The 22,000-nt window shown below is 43.7% G+C and carries 20 protein-coding genes and 1 tRNA gene; 15 read left to right on the top strand and 6 right to left on the bottom strand.

The genetic code is table 11. The features are described 5' to 3' along the window. Nucleotides 1-64 precede the first annotated feature (64 nt). Complete coding sequence (locus AXE82_RS10720) at nt 65-1,303, bottom strand: acyl-CoA dehydrogenase family protein (protein ID WP_062334579.1); 1,239 nt, start codon at nt 1,301-1,303, stop codon at nt 65-67. A gap of 173 nt (nt 1,304-1,476) precedes the next feature. Between AXE82_RS10720 and AXE82_RS10715 the strand changes: the two genes are divergently transcribed. Further along, a complete protein-coding gene (locus AXE82_RS10715; protein ID WP_062334576.1) occupies nt 1,477-2,421 on the top strand; it encodes a LysR family transcriptional regulator in 945 nt (314 codons plus the stop codon). A 39-nt stretch (nt 2,422-2,460) separates the two neighbouring features. Here AXE82_RS10715 and gmk read toward each other — a convergent pair whose 3' ends face one another. After that, nucleotides 2,461-3,078 carry a guanylate kinase gene (gmk, locus tag AXE82_RS10710; RefSeq protein ID WP_062334573.1) on the bottom strand — a complete coding sequence of 206 codons (618 nt, stop codon included), beginning with the start codon at nt 3,076-3,078 and terminating at the stop codon, nt 2,461-2,463. A gap of 196 nt (nt 3,079-3,274) precedes the next feature. Here gmk and ispH point away from each other — a divergent pair, with 196 nt between their 5' ends. The 4 genes from ispH (at nt 3,275) to AXE82_RS10690 (ending at nt 7,602) form a co-directional block, all read left to right on the top strand. Beyond that, entirely contained in the window at nt 3,275-4,243 is a 969-nt protein-coding gene (ispH, locus tag AXE82_RS10705; protein WP_062334570.1) for a 4-hydroxy-3-methylbut-2-enyl diphosphate reductase, read from the top strand. 250 nt (nt 4,244-4,493) lie between these two features. Continuing rightward, nucleotides 4,494-6,461, top strand: a complete 1,968-nt coding sequence (gene htpG / locus AXE82_RS10700; protein ID WP_062334567.1) for a molecular chaperone HtpG — start codon at nt 4,494-4,496, stop codon at nt 6,459-6,461. A gap of 132 nt (nt 6,462-6,593) precedes the next feature. Then, the gene (locus AXE82_RS10695; RefSeq protein WP_062334564.1) at nt 6,594-6,995 is read left to right on the top strand and encodes a VOC family protein; all 402 of its coding nucleotides are present in this window, start codon (nt 6,594-6,596) and stop codon (nt 6,993-6,995) included. 25 nt (nt 6,996-7,020) lie between these two features. Continuing rightward, nucleotides 7,021-7,602 (top strand): TetR/AcrR family transcriptional regulator, encoded by a 582-nt coding sequence (locus AXE82_RS10690; RefSeq protein WP_062334561.1) that lies wholly within the window; start codon nt 7,021-7,023, stop codon nt 7,600-7,602. A gap of 33 nt (nt 7,603-7,635) precedes the next feature. Here the strand turns inward: AXE82_RS10690 and AXE82_RS10685 are convergent, their stop codons facing one another. Beyond that, entirely contained in the window at nt 7,636-8,583 is a 948-nt protein-coding gene (locus tag AXE82_RS10685; protein ID WP_062334559.1) for a pilin, read from the bottom strand. Between the two features lie 127 nt (nt 8,584-8,710). On the opposite strand from AXE82_RS10685, the gene trmB reads away from it, so the two are divergent. Both trmB and putP read left to right on the top strand, forming a co-directional pair. After that, nucleotides 8,711-9,544, top strand: a complete 834-nt coding sequence (trmB, locus tag AXE82_RS10680; RefSeq protein WP_197931503.1) for a tRNA (guanosine(46)-N7)-methyltransferase TrmB — start codon at nt 8,711-8,713, stop codon at nt 9,542-9,544. 223 nt (nt 9,545-9,767) lie between these two features. Next, a complete protein-coding gene (gene putP / locus AXE82_RS10675) occupies nt 9,768-11,255 on the top strand; it encodes a sodium/proline symporter PutP (protein WP_062334554.1) in 1,488 nt (495 codons plus the stop codon). Nucleotides 11,256-11,404: 149 nt separating this feature from the next. On the opposite strand, the gene AXE82_RS10670 is transcribed toward putP, so the two are convergent. Next, nucleotides 11,405-11,481 (bottom strand) — tRNA-Met (locus AXE82_RS10670). Between the two features lie 345 nt (nt 11,482-11,826). Here AXE82_RS10670 and AXE82_RS10665 point away from each other — a divergent pair. The 6 genes from AXE82_RS10665 to AXE82_RS10640 all read left to right on the top strand — a co-directional run bounded on the left by AXE82_RS10665 (nt 11,827) and on the right by AXE82_RS10640 (nt 17,930). Then, complete coding sequence (locus AXE82_RS10665; RefSeq protein WP_062334551.1) at nt 11,827-13,026, top strand: PhoH family protein; 1,200 nt, start codon at nt 11,827-11,829, stop codon at nt 13,024-13,026. Nucleotides 13,027-13,029: 3 nt separating this feature from the next. Then, nucleotides 13,030-13,656 (top strand): rRNA maturation RNase YbeY, encoded by a 627-nt coding sequence (ybeY, locus tag AXE82_RS10660; RefSeq protein WP_082741471.1) that lies wholly within the window; start codon nt 13,030-13,032, stop codon nt 13,654-13,656. A gap of 8 nt (nt 13,657-13,664) precedes the next feature. After that, nucleotides 13,665-14,759, top strand: coding sequence for an asparaginase (locus tag AXE82_RS10655; RefSeq protein WP_062334549.1), 1,095 nt, complete (start codon nt 13,665-13,667; stop codon nt 14,757-14,759). 234 nt (nt 14,760-14,993) lie between these two features. Further along, nucleotides 14,994-15,800 carry a tRNA pseudouridine(38-40) synthase TruA gene (truA, locus tag AXE82_RS10650; protein WP_007116281.1) on the top strand — a complete coding sequence of 269 codons (807 nt, stop codon included), beginning with the start codon at nt 14,994-14,996 and terminating at the stop codon, nt 15,798-15,800. A 127-nt stretch (nt 15,801-15,927) separates the two neighbouring features. Next, nucleotides 15,928-16,149: a translation initiation factor IF-1 gene (gene infA / locus AXE82_RS10645; RefSeq protein ID WP_007116282.1), complete on the top strand. Its 222-nt coding sequence runs from the start codon at nt 15,928-15,930 to the stop codon at nt 16,147-16,149. 245 nt (nt 16,150-16,394) lie between these two features. Further along, complete coding sequence (locus AXE82_RS10640; RefSeq protein WP_062334547.1) at nt 16,395-17,930, top strand: outer membrane protein transport protein; 1,536 nt, start codon at nt 16,395-16,397, stop codon at nt 17,928-17,930. Nucleotides 17,931-18,064: 134 nt separating this feature from the next. Here the strand turns inward: AXE82_RS10640 and AXE82_RS10635 are convergent, their stop codons facing one another. Together AXE82_RS10635 and AXE82_RS12210 are read right to left on the bottom strand one after the other, a co-directional pair. Continuing rightward, a complete protein-coding gene (locus AXE82_RS10635; protein WP_062334544.1) occupies nt 18,065-19,174 on the bottom strand; it encodes an energy transducer TonB in 1,110 nt (369 codons plus the stop codon). Nucleotides 19,175-19,518: 344 nt separating this feature from the next. Beyond that, the gene (locus AXE82_RS12210) at nt 19,519-19,680 is read right to left on the bottom strand and encodes a hypothetical protein (RefSeq protein ID WP_156627573.1); all 162 of its coding nucleotides are present in this window, start codon (nt 19,678-19,680) and stop codon (nt 19,519-19,521) included. A gap of 167 nt (nt 19,681-19,847) precedes the next feature. Here AXE82_RS12210 and AXE82_RS10630 point away from each other — a divergent pair, with 167 nt between their 5' ends. Beyond that, on the top strand, nt 19,848-20,825 hold the full coding sequence (locus AXE82_RS10630; RefSeq protein ID WP_062334542.1) for a DUF1852 domain-containing protein: 978 nt from the start codon (nt 19,848-19,850) through the stop codon (nt 20,823-20,825). A gap of 106 nt (nt 20,826-20,931) precedes the next feature. Next, a complete protein-coding gene (locus AXE82_RS10625) occupies nt 20,932-21,987 on the top strand; it encodes a methionine synthase (RefSeq protein ID WP_062334540.1) in 1,056 nt (351 codons plus the stop codon). The last annotated feature ends 13 nt before the right edge of the window (nt 21,988-22,000 follow it).

Below are 22,000 nucleotides of genomic sequence, written 5' to 3'. Positions count from 1 at the left end.
GACATTACGTCTTTTTTGTTAGCTAGCTATCTTTTTTGTTAACTAGCTATTATTTATCTGGTAGTTATTTGGTCGTCGCTTGTTGGCGTTTTTTCACTTCCAGTTTGGCAATCATGCCTTTATGCACTTCGTCAGGCCCATCGGCAAGGCGTAGGCTGCGCGCTTGATTAAAGAACATCGGCAACAGCGTATCTTGGCTCACACCCATCCCCCCATGCAGCTGAATCGCCATATCGACGACTTCTTGTAATACCGTTGGGGCGACCACTTTAATCGCTGAGATTTCGGTCAACGCCGCTTTGGTGCCAAGTTTATCCATTTTATAGGCGGCATACAGGGTTAACAGACGCGCTTGGTCAATTTTGACACGGGCGTCAGCGATACGTTCACGGTTGCCACCTAAATCAAGCAGCGGTTTACCAAATGCGCTACGGCTTAGCCCGCGATCGATGGCAAGCTCTAGCGATTTTTCTGCAGCACCAATACAGCGCATACAGTGGTGAATCCGACCCGGTCCTAAGCGCCCTTGGGCAATCGCAAATCCCTCGCCTGCCCCGCCGATGACATTGCTAAGCGGTACACGCACGTTATCAAAATGCATTTCGCCATGTCCATGCGGTGCATCATAATCATTAAACACTTTGAGCATACGTTCAATCTTGACGCCTTTGGTATCTATAGGTACCAGTACCATGGTGTGCTGATGGTGGCGATCTTTGCTCTCGTCTGGGGTGTGTGCCATAAAAATAATAAGTTTAGCGTTTGGATCGCCCAAACCGGATGACCACCATTTGCGACCGTTGAGCACAATTTCATCGCCTTCGACAATCGCTGTGGCTTGCATATTGGTGGCATCACTACTGGCTACTGCAGGCTCTGTCATGCCAAACACGGAGCGAATCTCGCCTGCCAATAACGGCGTTAACCATTGCTGTTTTTGGGCGTCGTTACCGTAGCGCCAAATCAATTCCATATTACCACTATCGGGCGCATTACAGTTAAACACATGGGGGGCAATGAGACTTCTGCCAGACAACTCAGCAATATGGGCATATTCTTGAACGCTTAATCCTTGACCCAGTTGCTCGTCTGGCAAAAACATATTCCAAAGATTTTGTGCACGGGCTTTGGTTTTTAATTCTTCAAGTTTGGCAGGCCATTGCCAAGTCGTCCAATCGCCTGTGGGATTAAGCTTATGCGCGGCTTGCCAAAATTCTGCTTCAATCGGTTCGATTTCGGTTTGAATAAATGCTTTAGTACGGGCGATGTAATCTTTTGCTTTATCGCTAAGTTGGAATTCCATTGGGCGTTGTCCTTATTTGGTTCAAACAATTATTGAATGAGCTTAACGGATTTATTATCATGAATAAAATGATTTTAATTAGTATAATACCATGAATAAAATTCATACCATTGAAAGGTCTTAGCCAAATTATTGAGCAAATAATTGTCCTATACTTGTAAGGTATTATCCATATGTTGCGTAAAAACCCGTTAAAGCAGCTTGATTTAAATCTACTTAGGCTATTTATTTATATTTTTGAGCTTAAAAATCTTACCCATACCGCAGAAGCTTTGCATTTGAGCCAATCTGCCATTAGCCATGCGTTAGGTCGGTTACGTCAGGCGCTCGGGGACGAACTTTTTTATCGGGAAAAAGGTGAGCTGCACCCCACCCTGTATGCCAAACGGCTTTATCCCATCGTCAAACAAAGCTTTGAAAATCTCGAACAAATATTTCAAACTAACCATTTATTGAGCGAGGACAAACTTGGCGAGCTGGCGCAGCAGAGCTTTGCCTCATTGACGATTGCCATGCACGATGAAATTGAATTGATTGTGTTTAACAAATTGGTCAGCCAAATTCATCAAGTCCTGCCCAATTGCCAAATCACCAGTAGCCGGCTCAATCGCTCAGAACTCGCGCATGAACTAAAAGTTGGACAGCTGGATTTTGCCATTGATGTGGCGCGGGTGGTGGATAGTGAGATTGTGCACCGACCCTTGTTGCGAGATGAGTTTGTGCTGGTGTTGTATGCGCCAAATTTTGCCGCTGAATTGGCGAATGAACCGACTATCACCCAAGCTCAGTATTTTGCCAGTCAACATATAACTGTGTCATCGCGGCGGCTAGGTCTGTCGATTGAAGATAGTTTATTGTCCAAAGCAGGTTGGCAGCGGCAGAGTAAAATCCGTTGCCAACATTATGCCACTGCTTTTCAATTGCTAAAACAAGATAAGTTATTGCTCACCTTGCCGCGCCAGTTAGCCACCACATTTTTGCCACCCGCCCAAGGCTGGCAGATTTTGGATTTGCCGATTGCGTTGACCCATATCGAGTTACACGGCTATTGGCACCAACAACAGGTTGACCCGCTGTATGGCTGGCTAAGACAGCAGATTTTTAGTGCGTTTCATTAGCTCGCTGCGCTTAATAATTATTTATAGGCTATTGATGATTTATTCAGACAATAGCTGCTCAATACGGCCAGCGTGACGCTCTTGCTGTTTAGCGAGAGTCAAACGATTGGCGATGATGATTGATTTTAACTCCGCTAATGCCACGTCGAAATTGTCATTAATCACCACATAATCAAAATTCACGTATTGCGACATTTCATTGACCGAACCAGCAAGACGTTTTTCAATCACTTCTTGACTGTCTTGTCCGCGATTGGAAAGCCGCTGGCGAAGCGATTGGCGGTCGGGCGGTAGGATAAAAATGGTCGTGGCATCGGGACGCAATTTTTGCACTTGCAGTGCGCCCTGCCAGTCGATTTCTAAGATGACATCTAAGCCATTGCTCAGCATAAATTCTACTGTGGACTGGGCGGTGCCATAGTAGTTTTCAAACACTTCGGCATGCTCCAAAAACTCACCTTGCTTAATCATATCAGCAAATATCTCGCGGCTGACAAAGTGATAATGCTGCCCATCAATCTCACCAGGACGCGGCTTGCGAGTCGAATGCGAGATACTCACCGCCAAGTCATTGGTCGTTGCAATCAGCTGTTTGACCAGCGATGTTTTGCCAGTACCGCTTGCTGCGGTGATGATAAATAATGAGCCTTTGGTCATGACATATCCTTAGGGGTTTGATGAAGTGAGTAGTAGCCATTTTTGAATCGGCTATTTTAGCAATTTTTGCTAAAAATTTCTGCGTAATTTAGCCTTTCAATAGCGATTCGCTGATTTTTTACGTTTAACATATTTTGCGTGTATGAACTCATGGTAAACTAGCCATATGAATCATCAATGACTGAAGAACTGCGTTATGAAAATTTTACTCGCCAATCCCCGTGGTTTTTGTGCTGGGGTCGATAGAGCCATCGAAATCGTCAATGTCTGCCTTGAGCGCTTTGAACCACCTATTTATGTACGTCATGAAGTGGTACACAACAAATTTGTGGTGGAAGACCTTGCCAATCGCGGTGCGGTATTTGTCGAAGAGTTGGATGAAGTGCCGGATGGGGCGATTGTGATTTTTTCAGCGCATGGCGTCTCCAAAGCGGTGGAAGATGAAGCCGAACGCCGTGATTTGACGGTGTTTGATGCCACTTGCCCACTGGTTACCAAAGTCCATATCGAAGTCAATAAATTTGCCAAAACAGGCGTAGATGCGGTGTTGATTGGTCATGCCGGTCATCCAGAAGTAGAAGGCACGATGGGGCGCTTCGATCCACAATACGGTGGACGTATTCACTTAATTGAAGATGTGCTGGATGTTGCCAATCTTGATTTACCGACTGATACTGATTTGGCTTTTGTCACCCAAACCACCCTATCGATGGATGACACCGCAGAAGTGATTGATGCGCTAAAAAATAAATTCCCTAAAATCCATGCGCCGCGTAAAGATGACATTTGTTATGCCACTCAAAACCGTCAAGATGCGGTCAAGGAGCTTGCGGCGCGTTGTCAAGTGGTGTTAGTGGTGGGCTCACCCAACTCATCGAACTCCAACCGCTTGCGTGAACTCGCGGAGCGCTTGAGCGCCAAAGCGCATTTGATTGATAATGCCGGCGAAATGCAAAAAGACTGGTTTGCCGGTGTGGATACGGTGGGTGTTACTGCGGGTGCATCCGCGCCTGAAGTATTGATTCAAGAAGTGTTAGATACCTTACAATCTTGGGGCGGCGAAAAACCTGAAGAATTATCAGGTATTTTGGAAAACGTGACCTTTAGCTTGCCCAAAGCATTGCGTTCACCACAACTGCGTAATCCTAGTGAATCCAAGATTTAAAAGAGATATAGCATCGGATAGATAGCAAGTAAAGCCGGGTATAAGTCTGCTCGGCTTTTTATTGGTCAGTTAATTATTGGTTATTTAAACCCTGCTTGTATCATTTTTTTCATTATTTTTATTTAAAAATTAAAAAATTGTGCCGCTTGTGCTTGAAATAGTTTTGCATTCACCCTAACTATGACAACAAACCATCATAAATTGGGTTAATTATTTTTATTTTTATTCTTACTTTTAGGAGTTACTCATTATGGCAGATTCAACCAAACCTGAGCCAAAAAAACATAGCTTCGAAGCTGAAGTCGCGCAACTATTACATTTAGTCACCCACTCGCTTTACTCTAATGCGGATATCTTTGTGCGTGAGCTAGTGTCAAATGCGTCTGATGCCTGTGACAAGTTGCGTTTTGAAGCCAATCAAAACGACGCGCTGTATGAAGGTGACAGTGAACTACGCATTCGCATCGATATTGATAAAGATGCCAAAACCATCAGCTTTATCGACAATGGTATCGGTATGAATGAAGCCGATGCCATCGAGCATTTGGGTACTATTGCCAAATCAGGCACCAAAGCTTTCTTAGAAAAATTATCCGATGCACAAAAACAAGACGGCAATTTGATTGGTCAATTTGGGGTGGGGTTTTATTCAGGTTTTATCGTAGCGGACACCATCACGGTGGAATCGCGTAAAGCCGGTGAGCCTGCCAGCCAAGGTGTACGCTGGGTTTCAGACGGTACCGGTGAATTTACCACCGAAACCATCGAAAAGCCCACCCGTGGCACGACAGTGATTTTACATATCACCGACGAACACAGCGAATACCTTGACCGCCACAAAATTAAATCTTTGGTCAATAAATACTCTGACCATATCAGCTTGCCAATCCAAATGCGCAAAGAAGTTTGGCAAGAAGAAGAACTCACTGACGCGCAAAAAACTGCTAATTCAGAAGCAGGCGAAACTACCAAAGGTGAGATGCCCCAAGGTCAAATGATAACCACCGATGAATGGGAAACCATCAACCAAGCCAATGCCCTATGGACGCGCTCACCTTCAGAAATTACAGACGAAGAGTATAAAGAATTTTATAAAAATCTTACCTATGACTATGATGAGCCGCTAACTTGGACGCACAACCGTGTCGAAGGACGTCTACAATATACCCAGCTGCTATATATCCCTAAAAAGGCGCCGTTTGACCTGTACCAACGTGAGCAAAAACACGGTCTAAAACTGTACGTCAAACGTGTATTTATCATGGATGATGCCGAGCAGTTATTGCCGATGTATCTGCGTTTTGTCAAAGGGGTGATTGATACCGCGGATTTACCGCTCAATGTCAGCCGTGAAATCCTGCAAGAGTCTCGCGATGTCAAATCCATCCGCGATGGTAACGCCCGCCGTATATTGACCGTGCTAGCTAGTCTAGCCAATAGCGATGAAGCCGAAAAGCAAGAAAAATACAAACAGTTTTATGCTGAATTTGGCAACGTCTTAAAAGAAGGCTTGGGTGAAGACCAAAGCAATAGGGATAAAATTGCCAAATTATTGCGCTATGCCACTACCACTGATGACAATGTGGTCACCAGCTTTGACGACTATAAAGGCCGTATGAAAGACGGTCAAAAGGCGATTTATTATCTAACAGCTGAAAACCTTGCCGCCGCCAAAGCCAGTCCGCAACTTGAAGTGTTCAAGAAAAAAGGCATTGAAGTCATCTTGATGACCAACCCCGTTGATGAATGGGCAATGAACTTTATGTTTGAGTACGATGGCACACCGCTACAAAACATCGCCAAAGGCGCGGTAGACTTGGGTGATTTGACCGATGAAGCCGAAAAAGAAGAAGCCAAAAAAGCAGAAGAAACCTTGAAGCCTGTGGTAGAAAAACTCAAAGGCGTGTTGGGTAGCCGTGCTAAAGATGTGCGCGTGTCAAATCGTTTGGTGGATAGCCCTGCACTACTCGTTACCGCTGATGGTGAGCTATCGCCACAGATGATGCAAATGCTCAAACAAATGGGTCAGCCTGTACCAGAGAGCAAACCAATTTTGGAAGTCAACCCAAACCATCCGCTCATTCAAAAATTGGAAAGCGCGGAGCAGTTCGATGACCTCGCGCAAGTGATTTTTGACCAAGCATTACTTGCCGAAGGTGGTCAATTAGACGACCCAGCCGCTTATCTAAAACGCGTCAATGCGTTGTTGATGAAGTGATGTTGGCTAGGGGCGTAATGCTTACACCCTTTATAAATAAAGTCGGGCATTTGCTCGGCTTTTTTTAAATCAAATTTGCATACATTCAGAATGTATGTTAGATTAAAACAATAATTTAACAGGAGATAAGTTATGATTAACAGTGTTTATTCAGTCATTATGACAGACGATGTTAAAAAATCGGCAGATTTTTTTATCAAAAATTTTTCGTTCGATGAAACTTTTGCCAGCGACTGGTATATTAGTTTAAAAAATAATACTGGTTTTGAATTAGCTTTTATAGACTATCAACACGATACGATACCTATAGATTTTAGAAAAGTTTCTTCTGGTATCATTCTAAACCTTGAAGTGGATAACGTGGATGGCTATTATAATAGATTGAAAACCTGTGATGAAATTCGCTTTTTGCTTGACTTAACGATTGAAGATTTTGGTCAAAAACATTTCATTATAGAAACTTCCCAATCGCTTCTTGTTGATGTGATACAAATTATTCCACCTAGTGAAGAATTTGCCAAAAACTATCTTTAAAAGTATAAAAAAAGTGTAAAGTTGTATGAATAAAAACGAGCTTGCTTCTCAGCAAACGATTAAATTATTGGTGAATATTGCTAGAGAACATTTTTCAAGATTTGGGTATGCAGATGCTTCTTTAGAATCAATTACTTCTGAAGCAGGTTTAACAAGAGGTGCTCTATATCATCATTTTAAGAATAAAAAACATTTATTTATAGCGGTTGTCACGGAAGTACAGCTTGAAATAGCTGATTCAATTGCCACACAGTCGCAATTAGTTAACGACCTTTGGGAGCAACTAATTGTAGGCTGTATTGCTTTTATTCAAACAGCAATCACTGAAAAAAATAAACGAATATTGTTAATCGACGCTCCAAACGTCATTGAATGGCGTGAATGGAAAACGATTGATAATGAAAATTCCTCAAACTTATTACTGGAACATTTACAGAGTCTGTCTAAAAAAGGTTTTTTGGTGGAAATTGAAGTATCCTTAATCTCAAGTATGATTTCTGGTGCTTTAAACGAACTTGCACTGAATATTGCTGAATCAAATCTAATGTTAGATGTTGAAAAGCTTTATGAAATAATTTCTACACTCGTTAAAGGTTTTAAAAAGTAATAGGTCTAAATTACTACAGATAACTTCAAATCGTTATCTCTCTGCCACCATACACTGTTTGGGGATTTGCTTGCGATTGAGTGAGGTGATACAGCCCCAACTACCATCGACTTTACTATCACCAATACGGTACATGGTCAGCGTCTGACCATTGAGCCAGCGATTGGGAAACGGCACGCCTCGTACTGTCGCTTGAATCATACAATGACTTTCAGTTGGAACGCTTTCTGCTTGCGTGAGCACTTTTAACACCACTTTTTGGTTATCTGTGCTTAGCGGTGTATTGACAGGACATTGACCCGTGGCTTTGTAGATGGCATCGACTCGCCCCTGTGCGCTTTCTACGATATCAAGCACTTCAAACAGCGTGGCATTGGCTTTTTGTTTGGCATAAATCGGCAAAAACTGCACCTGTATCACAAACAAAGAAAACGCATAAAAGCCAAAGGCCAGCGCCAAACCCACCAAACTTACACCGCCGTGCCTGCGGATATGAGCCAGCTGTTTTTCCTCATCCCGCGGATACATTTCAATGGCATCGGCGATTTCACGGCGCGCCATCCGATAATAATAAGCATCGCTCCAACGTGCCACCATCACCGACCAAAACAGCCAAATCGCAAGCCCAATGCCAATACGTAGCGGCATACGAATCGCTTCATCAAGATTGCGTATCAATAAATACTCTATCGCCACCAAAATGATAGTGACATTGAGCTGAATAAATGACCATCCCGCCACCGAATAGACGATGCTATCTAAGAATCGCTTACGGTATAACAACCAAGGAAACGTCATCAAAAACCCTGCCCAATGCCACTTTGCCGTCAATCGCCCTGCCCGATCAAACTGGGCAAAACGCTTGAGATAATACGCCTGCGAACGATTGCCGATAAAAGCTTTGTCATACATCAGACGCTGTTTATCGGTTAGCTGTGGCTGCCAAAATGGCGGCGGTGATGTTTTTTCAAGAAATAACATGGCGATTAGCGATTATCCATTGGTTGTTTTCACTTGTTGAGGTTTTCACTTTTTGGGGTTTTCACTTATAATAGCCGAATTTTATCACAACCACCCTTTATCACACCAACTACGATTTTTGCAAATGATGACACCCCAACCTACCCAAACTTCTCAGACAGTCGATGCGGCTAAACCCGATGCCCCATTGCTTTCGCCCAATCCATCCACTACCCCACAACCGAGTGATGAAAACTCTTTATCCCCGCACTATCGCGCCATTCAAACTTTTATGAAGCGCAAAACCCATGTGGGCAAAAAGGCAGAAGCTGGGTTACAGTCAGACTTTGCCCATTTTTTCGTCCAGCCCAATTTGGATGCAATTCAAGCGATGGACATCGGCGGCATAACCAATTTGCGTGAGCTATTTTCAAACCCTGATGCGCCTTTGACATTTGAAATTGGCTTTGGTATGGGCACAAGCTTGGTGGAAATGGCAAAAAATGAGCCAACACGAAACTTTGTCGGCATTGAAGTGCATGAGGCAGGACTGGGTAACTGTGCATTTTTGGCAGGGGAACTGGGTCTAAATAACCTCAAACTCATCAGCGGCGATGCCATTGCCCTGATGCAGCAATTACCGGCGGCGCATATTGACACGCTGCAGTTGTATTTTCCTGACCCTTGGCAAAAAAAGCGCCATTACAAACGCCGTTTTGTCAGTGCTGATCGCATGAAGGTGGTGGAACGGGTGCTTAAAAAAGGCGGCATATTTCATGCGGCTACCGATTGGGAACATTATGCCCACTGGATGATTGAAGTCATGGATAGTTTAACCGCGTTTGAAAATGTCGAAGGCAAAAACAGCGAAGGTATAGGTAACTTTTTACCGCGTCCCGATTTTCGCCCCCTGACTAAATTTGAAAAACGCGGTCTAGAGGAAGGTCGCGCTATTTACGATATTATGTATCGCAAAGTTTAGCGCGTTGACAATTTTATACCGTACACAGGATAATCACAGCGATTATCCTTTTTTTATACCTAAAATTTTTCTACAATGTGACTTTTCGTTATTAGATGGTATCTATCAGGATGTCTATCAGGATGTCGATTAGCGTGTGATGACAATTGTAAAATCTCTATGACTGCTAGCAATTTTTAGTGGTTTTATTACCTTGAATCGGGATGACCTTAGGAGTGATGGGATGACACCCGTTTATATTACATTTACGTTGTATTTGATTTTGGTATTGGGCATCGGGTTTGCGGCATATTTTGCCACCCGTAACTTTGATGACTATATTTTGGGTGGCCGTAGTCTGGGCAGTTTTGTGACCGCGATGTCGGCGGGTGCATCAGATATGTCAGGATGGCTGCTGATGGGATTACCTGGGGCGATTTATGTATCGGGCTTAAGTGAATCTTGGATTGCAATTGGCTTGGTGATTGGTGCGTATTTTAACTGGCTTTTGGTGGCGGGTCGACTGCGGGTGCATACTGAGTTTAATAACAATGCACTGACTTTGCCTGAATACTTTCACCACCGCTTTGGCGCCAACAATCAATTGATTAAAATTGTTTCAGCGGCGATTATTTTATTTTTCTTTACCATTTATTGCGCCTCAGGCATTGTCGCAGGTGCGCGGCTATTTGAAAGCTTGTTTGAAATTGACTATACCACGGCTATGTGGCTAGGGGCATTTGCCACCATTATCTATACCTTTATTGGGGGATTTTTGGCGGTGAGTTGGACGGATACGATTCAAGCAAGTTTGATGATTTTTGCGCTGGTATTCGCGCCCATTATGGTTTATTTAAACTTAGGCGGTATGGATGAAATTCATGCGGCGGTCAGTATGGCGGCACAAGCAAACAACAAAAACTACGCTAACTTGCTGTTTGGTACGTCATTGGTCGGTATCATCAGCGCGGCTGCGTGGGGCTTGGGTTATTTTGGTCAGCCGCATATTTTGGCGCGTTTTATGGCGGCAAATTCGGTCAAATCACTAAATAATGCCCGTCGTATCGGTATGACTTGGATGATTTTATGCCTAGCAGGTGCGGTGGCGGTCGGTTATTTTGGGCTTGCCTATATGACAGTGCATCCTGAACAAACTGATATCTTAAAAGATAACAACGAGCGTATCTTTATCGGTTTGGCACAATTGTTATTTAACCCTTGGATTGTCGGTGTGGTATTGTCGGCTATTTTGGCGGCGGTCATGAGTACCCTCAGCTGTCAATTATTGGTATGCTCAAGCGCGATTACAGAAGATTTTTATAAAGGGTTTATTCGCCCTACTGCCACGCAAAAAGAGCTGGTTTGGATTGGTCGCTTCATGGTGCTTTTGGTCTCAGCGATTGCCATTATCATCGCCCAAAACCCAGATAGCAAAGTGTTGGGATTGGTCTCTTATGCTTGGGCAGGTTTTGGCGCGGCGTTTGGTCCTGTGGTGTTGATGTCATTATTTTGGCGACGTATGACGGGGACAGGCGCGTTGGCGGGTATGCTTGTAGGCGCGTTGACGGTCATCGCTTGGAAACCATTAACCGGTAGTAGTCTTTATGAAATCATACCTGGCTTTATTTTAGGCATGATTGCTATCTACGTGGTGTCGCTGTTAACGCCCGCATCTGACAAAGTCATGGCACGTTTTGATGATGCCAATAAAGCCTTTAACGCTGCTCGTTAATATTAAATGACAAAAAGGGTGATACAGCTATCGCCCTTTTTTTGTTTTTTTATTGTCAAATGACAAACAACAAAAAAGCCAAACATCAAAATGCTTGGCTTAGCAAAATACTGGGTTTATAAAATAGCGTGCGTTAAGTGATTTGCAAATGGTGGCGATGAAGAGACTTGAACTCTTGACCTCACGATTATGAGTCGTGCGCTCTAACCAGCTGAGCTACATCGCCATGTTTGGCAAATTTGCAGGATTTAGGCAGAATTTTTAAACTATTTCTTGCCTGTCATGGGGTGCATATTATGCGTATTTAACCCTATATCGTCAAGCATTTTGTCACATTTTTTTTCATTTTTCCAAAATTTAATTTTTGTTTATCGTGGCTGAGCGTTGGCTACGTGTCGACCTCAAAATCACTTGAAATGACAAAAACCCGTGAACGTCACTTGAATTTTTGCATATATTTACCATAATAGTATCAATGTGCCAAAATATTATATTGGTTACTGTCATACTCCCCTAATCTCTCAACCTTATGATTTATCACAACTATAAAAACCCATAAAAGGAAGCACTCTTGAGCGATACTATCAGCAGAACAGTCGATTTATCATCTCTAAAAGCCCCACAACTCAAAACCTTACTTGGCGAATACAACAATCATATTAAATATCTTGAACATCGTCTGTCAGTCCACATTCACCAACGCAAAACCGATTTTGTGATTTCAGGTGAGCTCGATTCAGTCGCGCGTGCTGAGCGTATCTTGGCACAGCTTGCCGATGAAACACAAAGCAGCGACGTCATCTCGCCAGAAGATTTACACCTGCTCGTGCAAACCAGTTTTAGCCGTGAGCAAGATTTAGCGCTGGATAATGATGCCGCTAGCGAAAATGGCAGCGAGCGCGCAGATAGCACTGAATTCACCCCGATTAGTTTGAGAACCCGTAAAGGAAAAATCATCCCCCGCGGTTACAACCAACAGCAATATGTCAAAAAAATCTTACTCTCTGATGTCTCGTTTGGCGTAGGGCCTGCAGGGACGGGTAAGACTTACTTGGCGGTGGCTTGTGCGGTGGATATGCTAGAGCGCAATGAGATTGAGCGTATTTTGCTGGTGCGCCCTGCGGTAGAAGCAGGGGAAAAACTGGGCTTTTTACCGGGGGATTTGACCCAAAAAATTGACCCTTACCTACGCCCACTTTATGATGCTTTATATGAAATGCTAGGTTTTGAAAAAGTGGCAAAACTGATTGAAAAACAAGTCATTGAGGTAGCACCCCTCGCTTACATGCGCGGTCGTACCTTAAATAATTCGTTTGTGATTTTGGATGAAGCACAAAATACCACCCCTGAGCAGATGAAAATGTTCTTGACCCGTTTGGGTTTTGGCTCGCGGGCGGTCATCACGGGCGATATGTCACAGGTGGACTTACCTCGCGGCACCAAGTCAGGCTTGCGACATTCGCTAGAAATTCTGGCGGATATTGAAGAGATTCATGTGACGCGGTTTGATAGCAAAGATGTGGTACGCCATCAATTGGTTCAAAAAATCGTGCAAGCCTACGATAAATATGATGAAGCGCAAGAAGCGATTAAAGAAGCCAAAAAGCAATCGCGCCTACTTGAACAAAGCCAAGCACAGTCGCAAGCAGCAAGCTTGGCTATCGGGGTGACGGATAACAACGCCCCGATTGATAAAGCTCCGATTGATAACACACCGATTGATAACACACCGATTGATAACGCACCCATTGATATCGGTATCGCGGAGTAGCTTATGTCATCAGCTTTGCCAACCCAAATTGCTTTAACAGGTGATTTAGCGAGCGCTGTGCCGCCAGCGCCGATGAGTCAAGTGCCGATGGGTCAAGTGATAATTAGTTTTGCAGAAAGCTTAATTGAACTGCCAACTTTTGGCGAACTTGAAGCCTTGTACCAACAAGACAAGATTGCCGCTATTTTGAAGCAAGTTCTGCAGTATTTTCAAACCCATCGAGACACTACTGAGATACCTAGTCAACTGGGTGAATTTATCTTTCAAAAAACGGTTGAGTTAGAAATTTATGTCACGGAGCCTGTGGAAGCTCGCGCCATCAATTTTGAGGCGCGTGGCAAAGACTACGCTACCAATATTTTATCCTATGCCAGTGAGTTGCCTGAAGCTGTGCTAGAATTACTGCCCGCACTGCCGCTAGGTGAATTAGTGATTTGCCATGCGGTGGTGGTCAGTCAAGCCGCTGAGCAAGGCAAGACAGTAGAGCAGCATCTGACCCATTTGCTGGTGCATGGTATGCTGCATTTGCTGGGTTTTGACCATGAACTTGGACAAGCTGAGCAAGATGAAATGGAAGCGATTGAAATCGCTGTCCTTGATAAGTTATCCGTTGCCAACCCTTATGAGTAAAATTTCAATTGAGTAAATCTATCACCAAATCAGGTATTGGCATCATCTACGCCGGCGGCACTTTTGGCAGTTATGGCAAACCGCTTGCCAGCTTAGATGCCGATATTTTTTTACCTGTGTTATCACAGATTTTACAGACCCATTTTGCCACTTACCCTAACCATGCACACGACCCTGTGGATTGGCGGATATTGGATAATGATGTCATTAAAGACAGTAGCCAGTTAACGCCTGCCGATTTTGCGCATTTTTATCAATTGATACTACAAGCCATTGCGCAAGGGCTTCGCCAATTTGTGGTGCTAACAGGCACGGATACGCTTAGCTACCTCGCGGCTTTTTTGGCAGAGTGTTTTGCGGGTAGTCATATCAGTATTGTGGTGACAGGGGCGATGAGACCTTTGCTTGATAGCAATGTGTTAACCGATTACCGCATCGACCCGCAGAGCGATGCCACGCAGAATTTATTTGATGCCTGTAAATTAGCCTGTCATGGTGAGCCTGGGGTGCGGGTGTGTTTTTCTGGTGAAGATTGGCCTGCCCAAACTGTACAAAAAATTCATAGCCATGATTTAATGGCGTTTGTGGGGCACCACCGTGCTGGTTATCCCGCCAATAGCTATACCGCAAAAATCACCCAGGCTCAGCATCAACTGTGGCTAGAAGATCGGTTGAGTCAATTGCCGCAAGTGTTTGGCAGCTTATCCCATGCCAATATTGCCACACTTTATTTGACGCCCGTGGATACGCATTTGCTCGCTGCTCGCTTGGATAATTTATTGTCTGAAAAACCAGATGCCATCATTATTTTGGCATTTGGTGCAGGCAATGTGCCGTATGCCGAATCCATCAAAAACCAATTATTACAGGCGAAAAAACAAGGCTGTCTGGTTGCAGTGACGACCCAATGCGCGTATGGTGGCGTGAGCAAAGCGTATGAAGCGGGGGCATGGCTGGCTCAATGTGAAGTTTTGATGACGGGGCGGTTGACCTTACCTGCCATATTTGCGCGTCTGCTATGGTTGATTGGCAGTTATGACTCCCCTGCTCGCCGCCGTCAGCGCTGGGCGCATTGTCTAAAAGATACCCACAGCGTCGCCTAATAACTGATTAGTTGTTATACTAGGGCGTGTCCCTATTTGGATAATGAGGCTAAAAATAGACTAAATCGCCAGCAAAACAAGGCAAATTGTGCAGATAATATTGGAATATTGTCAAACAATTTAACGCAGTTTTGCCAGATTTAGGCATTTTTAGGCCATTAAAAATACTTTGTTCCGAATTAGGGACACGCCCTAGGCTTTTTTATCCTAGGTTTTGGAAAAATTGGCTTTTTTATGACTGTAAATACTTATGCGATCAGCATTGAATTTATTGGTACTCGCTATCGCGGCTGGCAACGACAACAAGAAGTTGATAGTATTCAGCAGCATGTTGAAGCAGCGTTATCAAAAATAGCCAATGAACCCATAGAAGTCATCGCTGCGGGTCGTACTGATGCCGGTGTCCATGCGTCAAATATGATAGCCCATTTTCAGACCAGTGCCACGCGTCAGCCTTATAATTGGCTGCGTGCCGCAAATTCTCTACTACCTGATGATATCGCGGTGCGCTGGATACAAGTGATGCCCGCTGAGTTTCATGCGCGCTTTTCTGCCATTGCTCGACGCTACCGCTATATTACCCTCAACCACCCCTTTCGACCTGCGATACTCAATCAGCAAATTACTCATGAATACGCCCCGCTTAATGTCCAACTGATGCAGCAGGCAGCGACCTATCTGGAAGGCACTCATGATTTTACCAGTTTTCGTGCCGCTTCCTGCCAATCTAATCAGCCTGTCCGCCATGTCCATTTTGCCAAATTGATTCAGCATGGTGAGCTGTTAGTGTTGGATATCCAAGCCGATGGTTTTTTGCATCACATGGTGCGAAATATTATGGGTACGTTATTTGAAATTGGGCGTGGTGAAAAGCCAGTCGCATGGATTGAAGCATTGCTGCTGAGCAAAAACCGGTCACTTGCGGCAGCGACGGCTTCTGCCGATGGGCTGTACTTTATCAATGCGCTGTATCCACCCCAATTTCAATCACTGTTACCGGTAACAAGACTTTCGCCCATTTGGTTAAATTTGGCAGAATAATATGAATTTTCGCCTACAACTTTCAGCTATTTTTTTCAATTGATTGATTTAGGGGTTAAAAGTTGCGATAACACACGCATCAGCGTATAATCTGCATTTATACATTTGACTCATAGATATAGGTATTATGGCAAAAAAAGACGATGTAATTGAATTTGAAGGCGAAGTGGTCGATACTTTACCTAACACATTATTTAAAGTGCGTTTAGAAAATGGGCATGAAATTATTGCGCATATTTCTGGAAAAATGCGTAAGAACTATATTCGTATCTTAACAGGCGATAAAGTTAAAGTTGAAATGACACCTTACGACTTATCGAAAGGACGTATTACTTATCGCGGTCGATAGTTGTTTAGGCACATATAGTCAGTAAAAAGAGGGTGTTAACTCATTGGGTTAACACCCTCTTTTTTTCGTGACTGCTCAGGTCAATAAATTCTTACAAAAATGTGATTCTATGGTTGTCAATTGTTAAAATTTTGATTATTCTTTGACTGACGAAAGGAAGGTATTACGTCAATTTTAATTTACCGATAAGTTTTTGTTAAATTAGATGTTAGACGTGATGATTAAAATCAAACAGGGAGCTTCACATGTCATTTAAAATTTCTTCTCTTGCGCTAGCTGTTGCTACGCTTTCTACTGTTTCTATCGCAAACGCCGCAGGTCTAGACCGCTCTACCCAACCAAGCTGGGCTTTTACCGAGCAAGGTACTTTTGCCTATGTTGAGCACATTACTATCGCTCCAACAATCGAAGGTAAAGATAACGCAAAAGTTGCGACAACTGACGCAAACTTTGCCGCTGGTCGCAATGTCCCTGATATGGCAGAGGATTACCAGTTTTTAAATTTTGGGGCAAAAGCCGATGTCAATGACACCATCAGCGTAGGGGCATTTTTTGATCAGCCTTGGGCCGCAGATGTTGAGTTTTCTGGCGATAACAACTTTGTTGGTGCACCAACTTCTATAGTGAATGGTATCTATGCGCAGGCAGCAGCAGGATTGCAAAATGCAGGTATTCCACTCCCTGTTACCAATGCTGCAGAACTGCAAACCGCTATCTCAACCATCCAAAATCAAGTTACTGCAGGGCAAGCGCGATTAGATGCCGCAAATACTCAATTAGCGAGAGCCCAAGCTGCTTTGGCTGCTAACCCTGCATTAGCGCCTGTTTTAACGCCACAAATTACTGCACTTCAACAAGGGATTGCTGCAGGTACTACCCAAGTTGCGGCTGGTACCCAAGCAGTTAAGACTTTATCTACCGCACAAGCGGCTTCACAAAATTTATCTAAAGTTACAGGTGCAACCAACGTTTCTATCAGCAGCCAAAATTTCACAGGACTGTTGGGGGTAAAACTGGGGGAAAAGAAAAACATTCAAATCTATGGTGGTCCTACGATTCAGCGTTTAGAAGGTGATGTCCATTTACGTGGTAACGCTTATAAAACTGCCTCTGGGTATGATGCAAATATCACGCGTGATACGGCTTATGGCTGGATGGCTGGGATTGCTTATTTAAAACCTGAAATTGCCCTCAAAGCCGCGTTAACCTATCGCTCTGAAATCGACCACGACGTCAATAATATGACGGAAAATCTTCCTGCACTTGGTGCAGCGGGTGTCGGCACCAATGAAATTACTATCACCATGCCAAAATCTGTTAACTTAGATTTCCAAACAGGTATCAATCCAACAACCCTTTTAACTGCAAAAGCACGTTGGGTACCTTGGAGCGATTTTGCAATTAAACCAAAAATTTATAATGCAGCAGCAATAGCTAGTGGAAATGGTGACCTTAATTTGGTTGATTATTCTAAAGACGCTTGGACTGCTGAAGTCGGTCTAGGTAAGAAACTATCACCACAATTAGCTATTTCGGGCGCTGTGGGTTATGACTCAGGTGCAGGCAATCCCATCACTTCTCTAGGACCTGTGGAGGGTAACTGGAATGTGGGCTTGGGCGCAAAATACAATTTGACACCTGAATGGGCTGTCTCAGGTGGTGTTAAATACTTAATGTTTGGTGATGCCAAAGCCAAACTACCCGATGGTAGCATTGTTGGCGATTTCCAAGATAATGATGGCTGGGTATACGGCGTACGTTTATCCTACCAAAAGAAATAAGCTAACTTTCAATAACATGGAAGCCAATCTGTTCATCAGGTTGGCTTTTTTATGTGTCTAGTTAATCAATTGTTGACACAGTAAGCCCTTAATGATTATCACATAGATACTGCTTCAACGACATATTGTATGGTTTAATTTGCAAGATTGGTCAGTGCTATGGTGAGATTACCAATGCTTGGTACAGTGATGCCATTGGCTTTTTTTGGGTAAAGTTTGGCTTTTTGCACTTGTTGGCAAATAAATTTATCCACCGCTTGATCACCCGATGTTTGCGTAATCCTGCATTTTTCCACGTCACCTTTGGCATTGACATTAAGTTTTACTTGCAGGCTTGATAGCTGCTTTAGTGTCACAATACGCGATAAATTGGGTGGTAACTGCGTGTTCGGTTTTTTCTGCCAACTTGCATCCGCATTGCCAAAGGTGATGGGTGTTGCTGGTTTTGCTGACGAATTAATAGCTGGGACATCGGGGATAGCTGAAATAACTGGGCTAACGGGCTGATTTGGCGTTTTTTGTATTTGAGGGCGCATCGAGTCTTTAGATGATTTAGCAGATGATTTAGCACGCTCATCGTGAGTTATAGGTTTTAAAGCATTATCGGCATTGGTATGGCTTTGGTTGATAGTAGCTGATTTGGACTGAGTAAGAGATTGGCTAGTGTTTGAATTTATGTTGCGTTCTATTTGTGCCGCTTGCTGTTGTTTATAATGGGCGTTGTTTTCATGGGCGTTCAGTAATGGCGGGTTAGGAATATCCAGGGTTTTTGCTTGATTTTCAGTTTGAATTTGACTTGCTGTAGATAACGCAGTTTTAGGTTGACTGGCTTTTTTTTGGTTAGCCGAATTATCCCTCGTTGTTCTGAGTTCAATTGGCTTGTGGCTACTATTTTTTGCTGGGTGATTCACCAGTTTGGCGGGTGTAGGGTTTGGTGTTGGGAACGTTTTTTCTTTAATATCAGCTGCTTGTGTGTTAGTGCTAGTATAAGCTTGCTTGGTAGGGTTTGCATGATGGATAACCACAGGCGGTTGTGAAAGGTAGGTCTGTGAAGGATGTTGAGGCTTCAGCTGGATAAAGCTAATTTCGAGCGGCTGTGTAGTTTGTGGTTTGATTTTTAATGGCGTTTGGTACTGAAAAAATAAATATAGCAGCAGCCCATGCAACGCGGTAACGATGCCAACTACCACTACCCTAATATATAGTTTTGACGATTTGTTATCAGATGATGGGGTAGATAGCATAACAGGGGAATCGCTTGATGCACGCTTGAATGATGACAGATGATATTGCCATCTTAATTTGACTTCCTCCCCTCCCTAAAGCGAGGGGATTCCTTCTGCAAGACGGTGAAGCCCCACCGCAAACCTTAAATAGTGGCAACCGCCCGTACTACACACCGTACATTTAAGGTTCTTATTTTAAACTAATCCTACCATTAGGATTGTCAATAGACACGGATTAGCTTAAGTGTGTGTTTGGAGTGCCTTACCAGTTAAGTTACTGCGTACTCGCAATTTAGTCTTAACTTAACTGTTGAGTGCAAGACATTAAATATAGTGATATGAGTATAGCAAATCTTATAGAGTTAAGCAATTGCCTTATATCCACCACCTGAAGTCGGTGGTTTTACGGCAAGGTCACATAAAGCCGCTTGTCCAATAATGACGCTTTTTTGCCTATCAATTGATTCAGCGGGCTTGGCAAGGCAGGCATTTTTTGCATGGGTGGCAATCCAATCTTTATGCAAGAAAAAACCTAAAATGAATAAAATTCATCATTTTTAAATTTTAATTCGTTTTTATTCATCTTTATTTTAGCGTATAACTGTCTTTGTACTTTTAGCCGTGACGATTTTTAGTAATCGTAGGGTGCTAAAAGAAAATTTTTTGCGCTACTGTTACGGAGATTATAGACATGACTTTACCGATTGATTGTCATATCAAAACCATTGCCTTTGATGAAAACTACCAACCTGCCAAAGATACTAGGCTGACTACCAACTTTGCCAATCTGGCACGGGGTGAACACCGCGAGCAAAACTTACGCAATACCCTACAAATGATTAACCATCGATTTAATGACTTGGCACATTGGGACAATGTGACTGGCGACCGCTATCAGGTCGAGCTTAAAATTGTATCTGCCCATCTTGAGATAGCGGGTACGGGATACAGCTTTCCGGCTATTGAGATTTTAAAAACCGTTATCTTTGACACCCAGACCCAGCAGCGAATCGATGGCATCGTGGGTAACAGTTTTTCTTCCTATGTGCGCGATTATGACTTTAGTGTATGGCTGTTGGCGCATAACAAAAACCAGCCATCGTTTAGCGTGCCCGAGCGGTTTGGGGATTTGCATGGCAAGTTGTTTGATTATGTGTTGAACTCGCCTGCCTATCGTGAGCAATTTAACAAACCCCCGGTGATTTGTCTCAGTGTATCGACCACTAAGACCTACACCCGAACCGCCAATTGTCATCCGATTTTGGGCACTGAATATGTACAAGACGCATATTCGCTGACGGATGAATACTTTAGCAAAATGGGGTTATCGGTGCGTTATTTTATGCCGCCAAAATCAGTGGCACCTTTTGCATTTTATTTTAAAGGTGATTTGCTCAACGACTACACCAACCTTGAGCTTATTAGCGCGATTAGCACGATGGAAACGTTCCAAAAAATTTATCGTCCTGAGATTTATAACGCCAATACCGTGGCAGGTCAAAGTTATCAACCCAGTTTAAATCATGAAGATTATTCACTGACCAAAATCGAGTATGACCGTGAAGAGCGCAGCCAGCTAGCGATTCAACAAGGTCAATACACAGAAACCCACTTTATTAAACCCTACCAAACCTTATTACAAGAATGGTTAAATTCCCAAGTAGCTTAACCCAAGTAGCTTAACCCAAGTAGCTTAACCCAAGTAGCTTAACCCAAGTAGCTTAATAAGTCGCTTAAGCAGTTTTTGCTGACACCAAACAATTAAAGAGAAAACAATGACGACACTTTTTCCAACATCAACGGCAGGTAGCCTGCCTAAACCAAGCTGGCTTGCTGAACCTGAACAACTTTGGTCACCTTGGAAGCTAACAGACAGCACGCTTGTCCAAGGCAAACAAGACGCGTTATTGGTATCATTGCAGCAGCAACTAGCGGCAGGCATTGATATTGTGAGTGATGGCGAGCAGACCCGCCAACATTTTGTCACCACCTTTATTGAGCATTTGGATGGGGTTGATTTTGCCAATCGCGCTACGGTAAAAATTCGCAATCGCTATGAAGCCAGTGTGCCGACTGTGGTGGGTGCGGTGTCGCGCCCGCAATCGGTATTTGCTGAGGACGCCAAATTTTTACGTCAGCACACAGACAAACCTATCAAATGGGCGCTACCTGGACCCATGACCATGATTGATACCTTAAGTGACCAATACTACGGCAGCCGTGAAAAACTGGCTTGGGAATTTGCCAAAATACTCAACCAAGAAGCCAAAGAACTCGAGGCGGCAGGGGTCGATATTATTCAATTTGATGAGCCTGCTTTTAATGTATTTTTTGATGAAGTTAATGATTGGGGCATTGCGGCACTCGAACGTGCTATCGAAGGGTTGAAATGTGACACTGCCGTCCATATCTGTTATGGTTATGGTATCAAAGCCAATACCGATTGGAAACAAACCTTGGGCAGTGAATGGCGACAGTATGAAGCCATCTTCCCCAAACTACAGCAATCGGCGATTGATATGGTGTCGCTAGAATGTCACAATTCGCGCGTACCGATGGAACTTATCGAATTGATTCGTGGCAAAAAAGTGATGGTGGGCGCGATTGATGTGGCGACGCATCAGATAGAAACGCCTGAACAAGTGGCAGAAACGCTGCATAAAGCCTTGCAGTTTGTGGATGCCAAAAATTTGTACCCTTGTACCAATTGCGGGATGGCGCCGCTCCCCCGTGATGTGGCACAAGGCAAGCTGTCTGCCTTAGCACAAGGCGCCAAGCTCGTCCGAAATGACTATTTAGCGACGCATCAATTGGACGACCTCATAATTTAAAAAGTACTTTGGA

The organism is Moraxella osloensis (assembly GCF_001553955.1).
GTDB lineage: Bacteria > Pseudomonadota > Gammaproteobacteria > Pseudomonadales > Moraxellaceae > Faucicola > Faucicola osloensis.
This window is presented reverse-complemented; position numbering and strand designations above follow the sequence as displayed.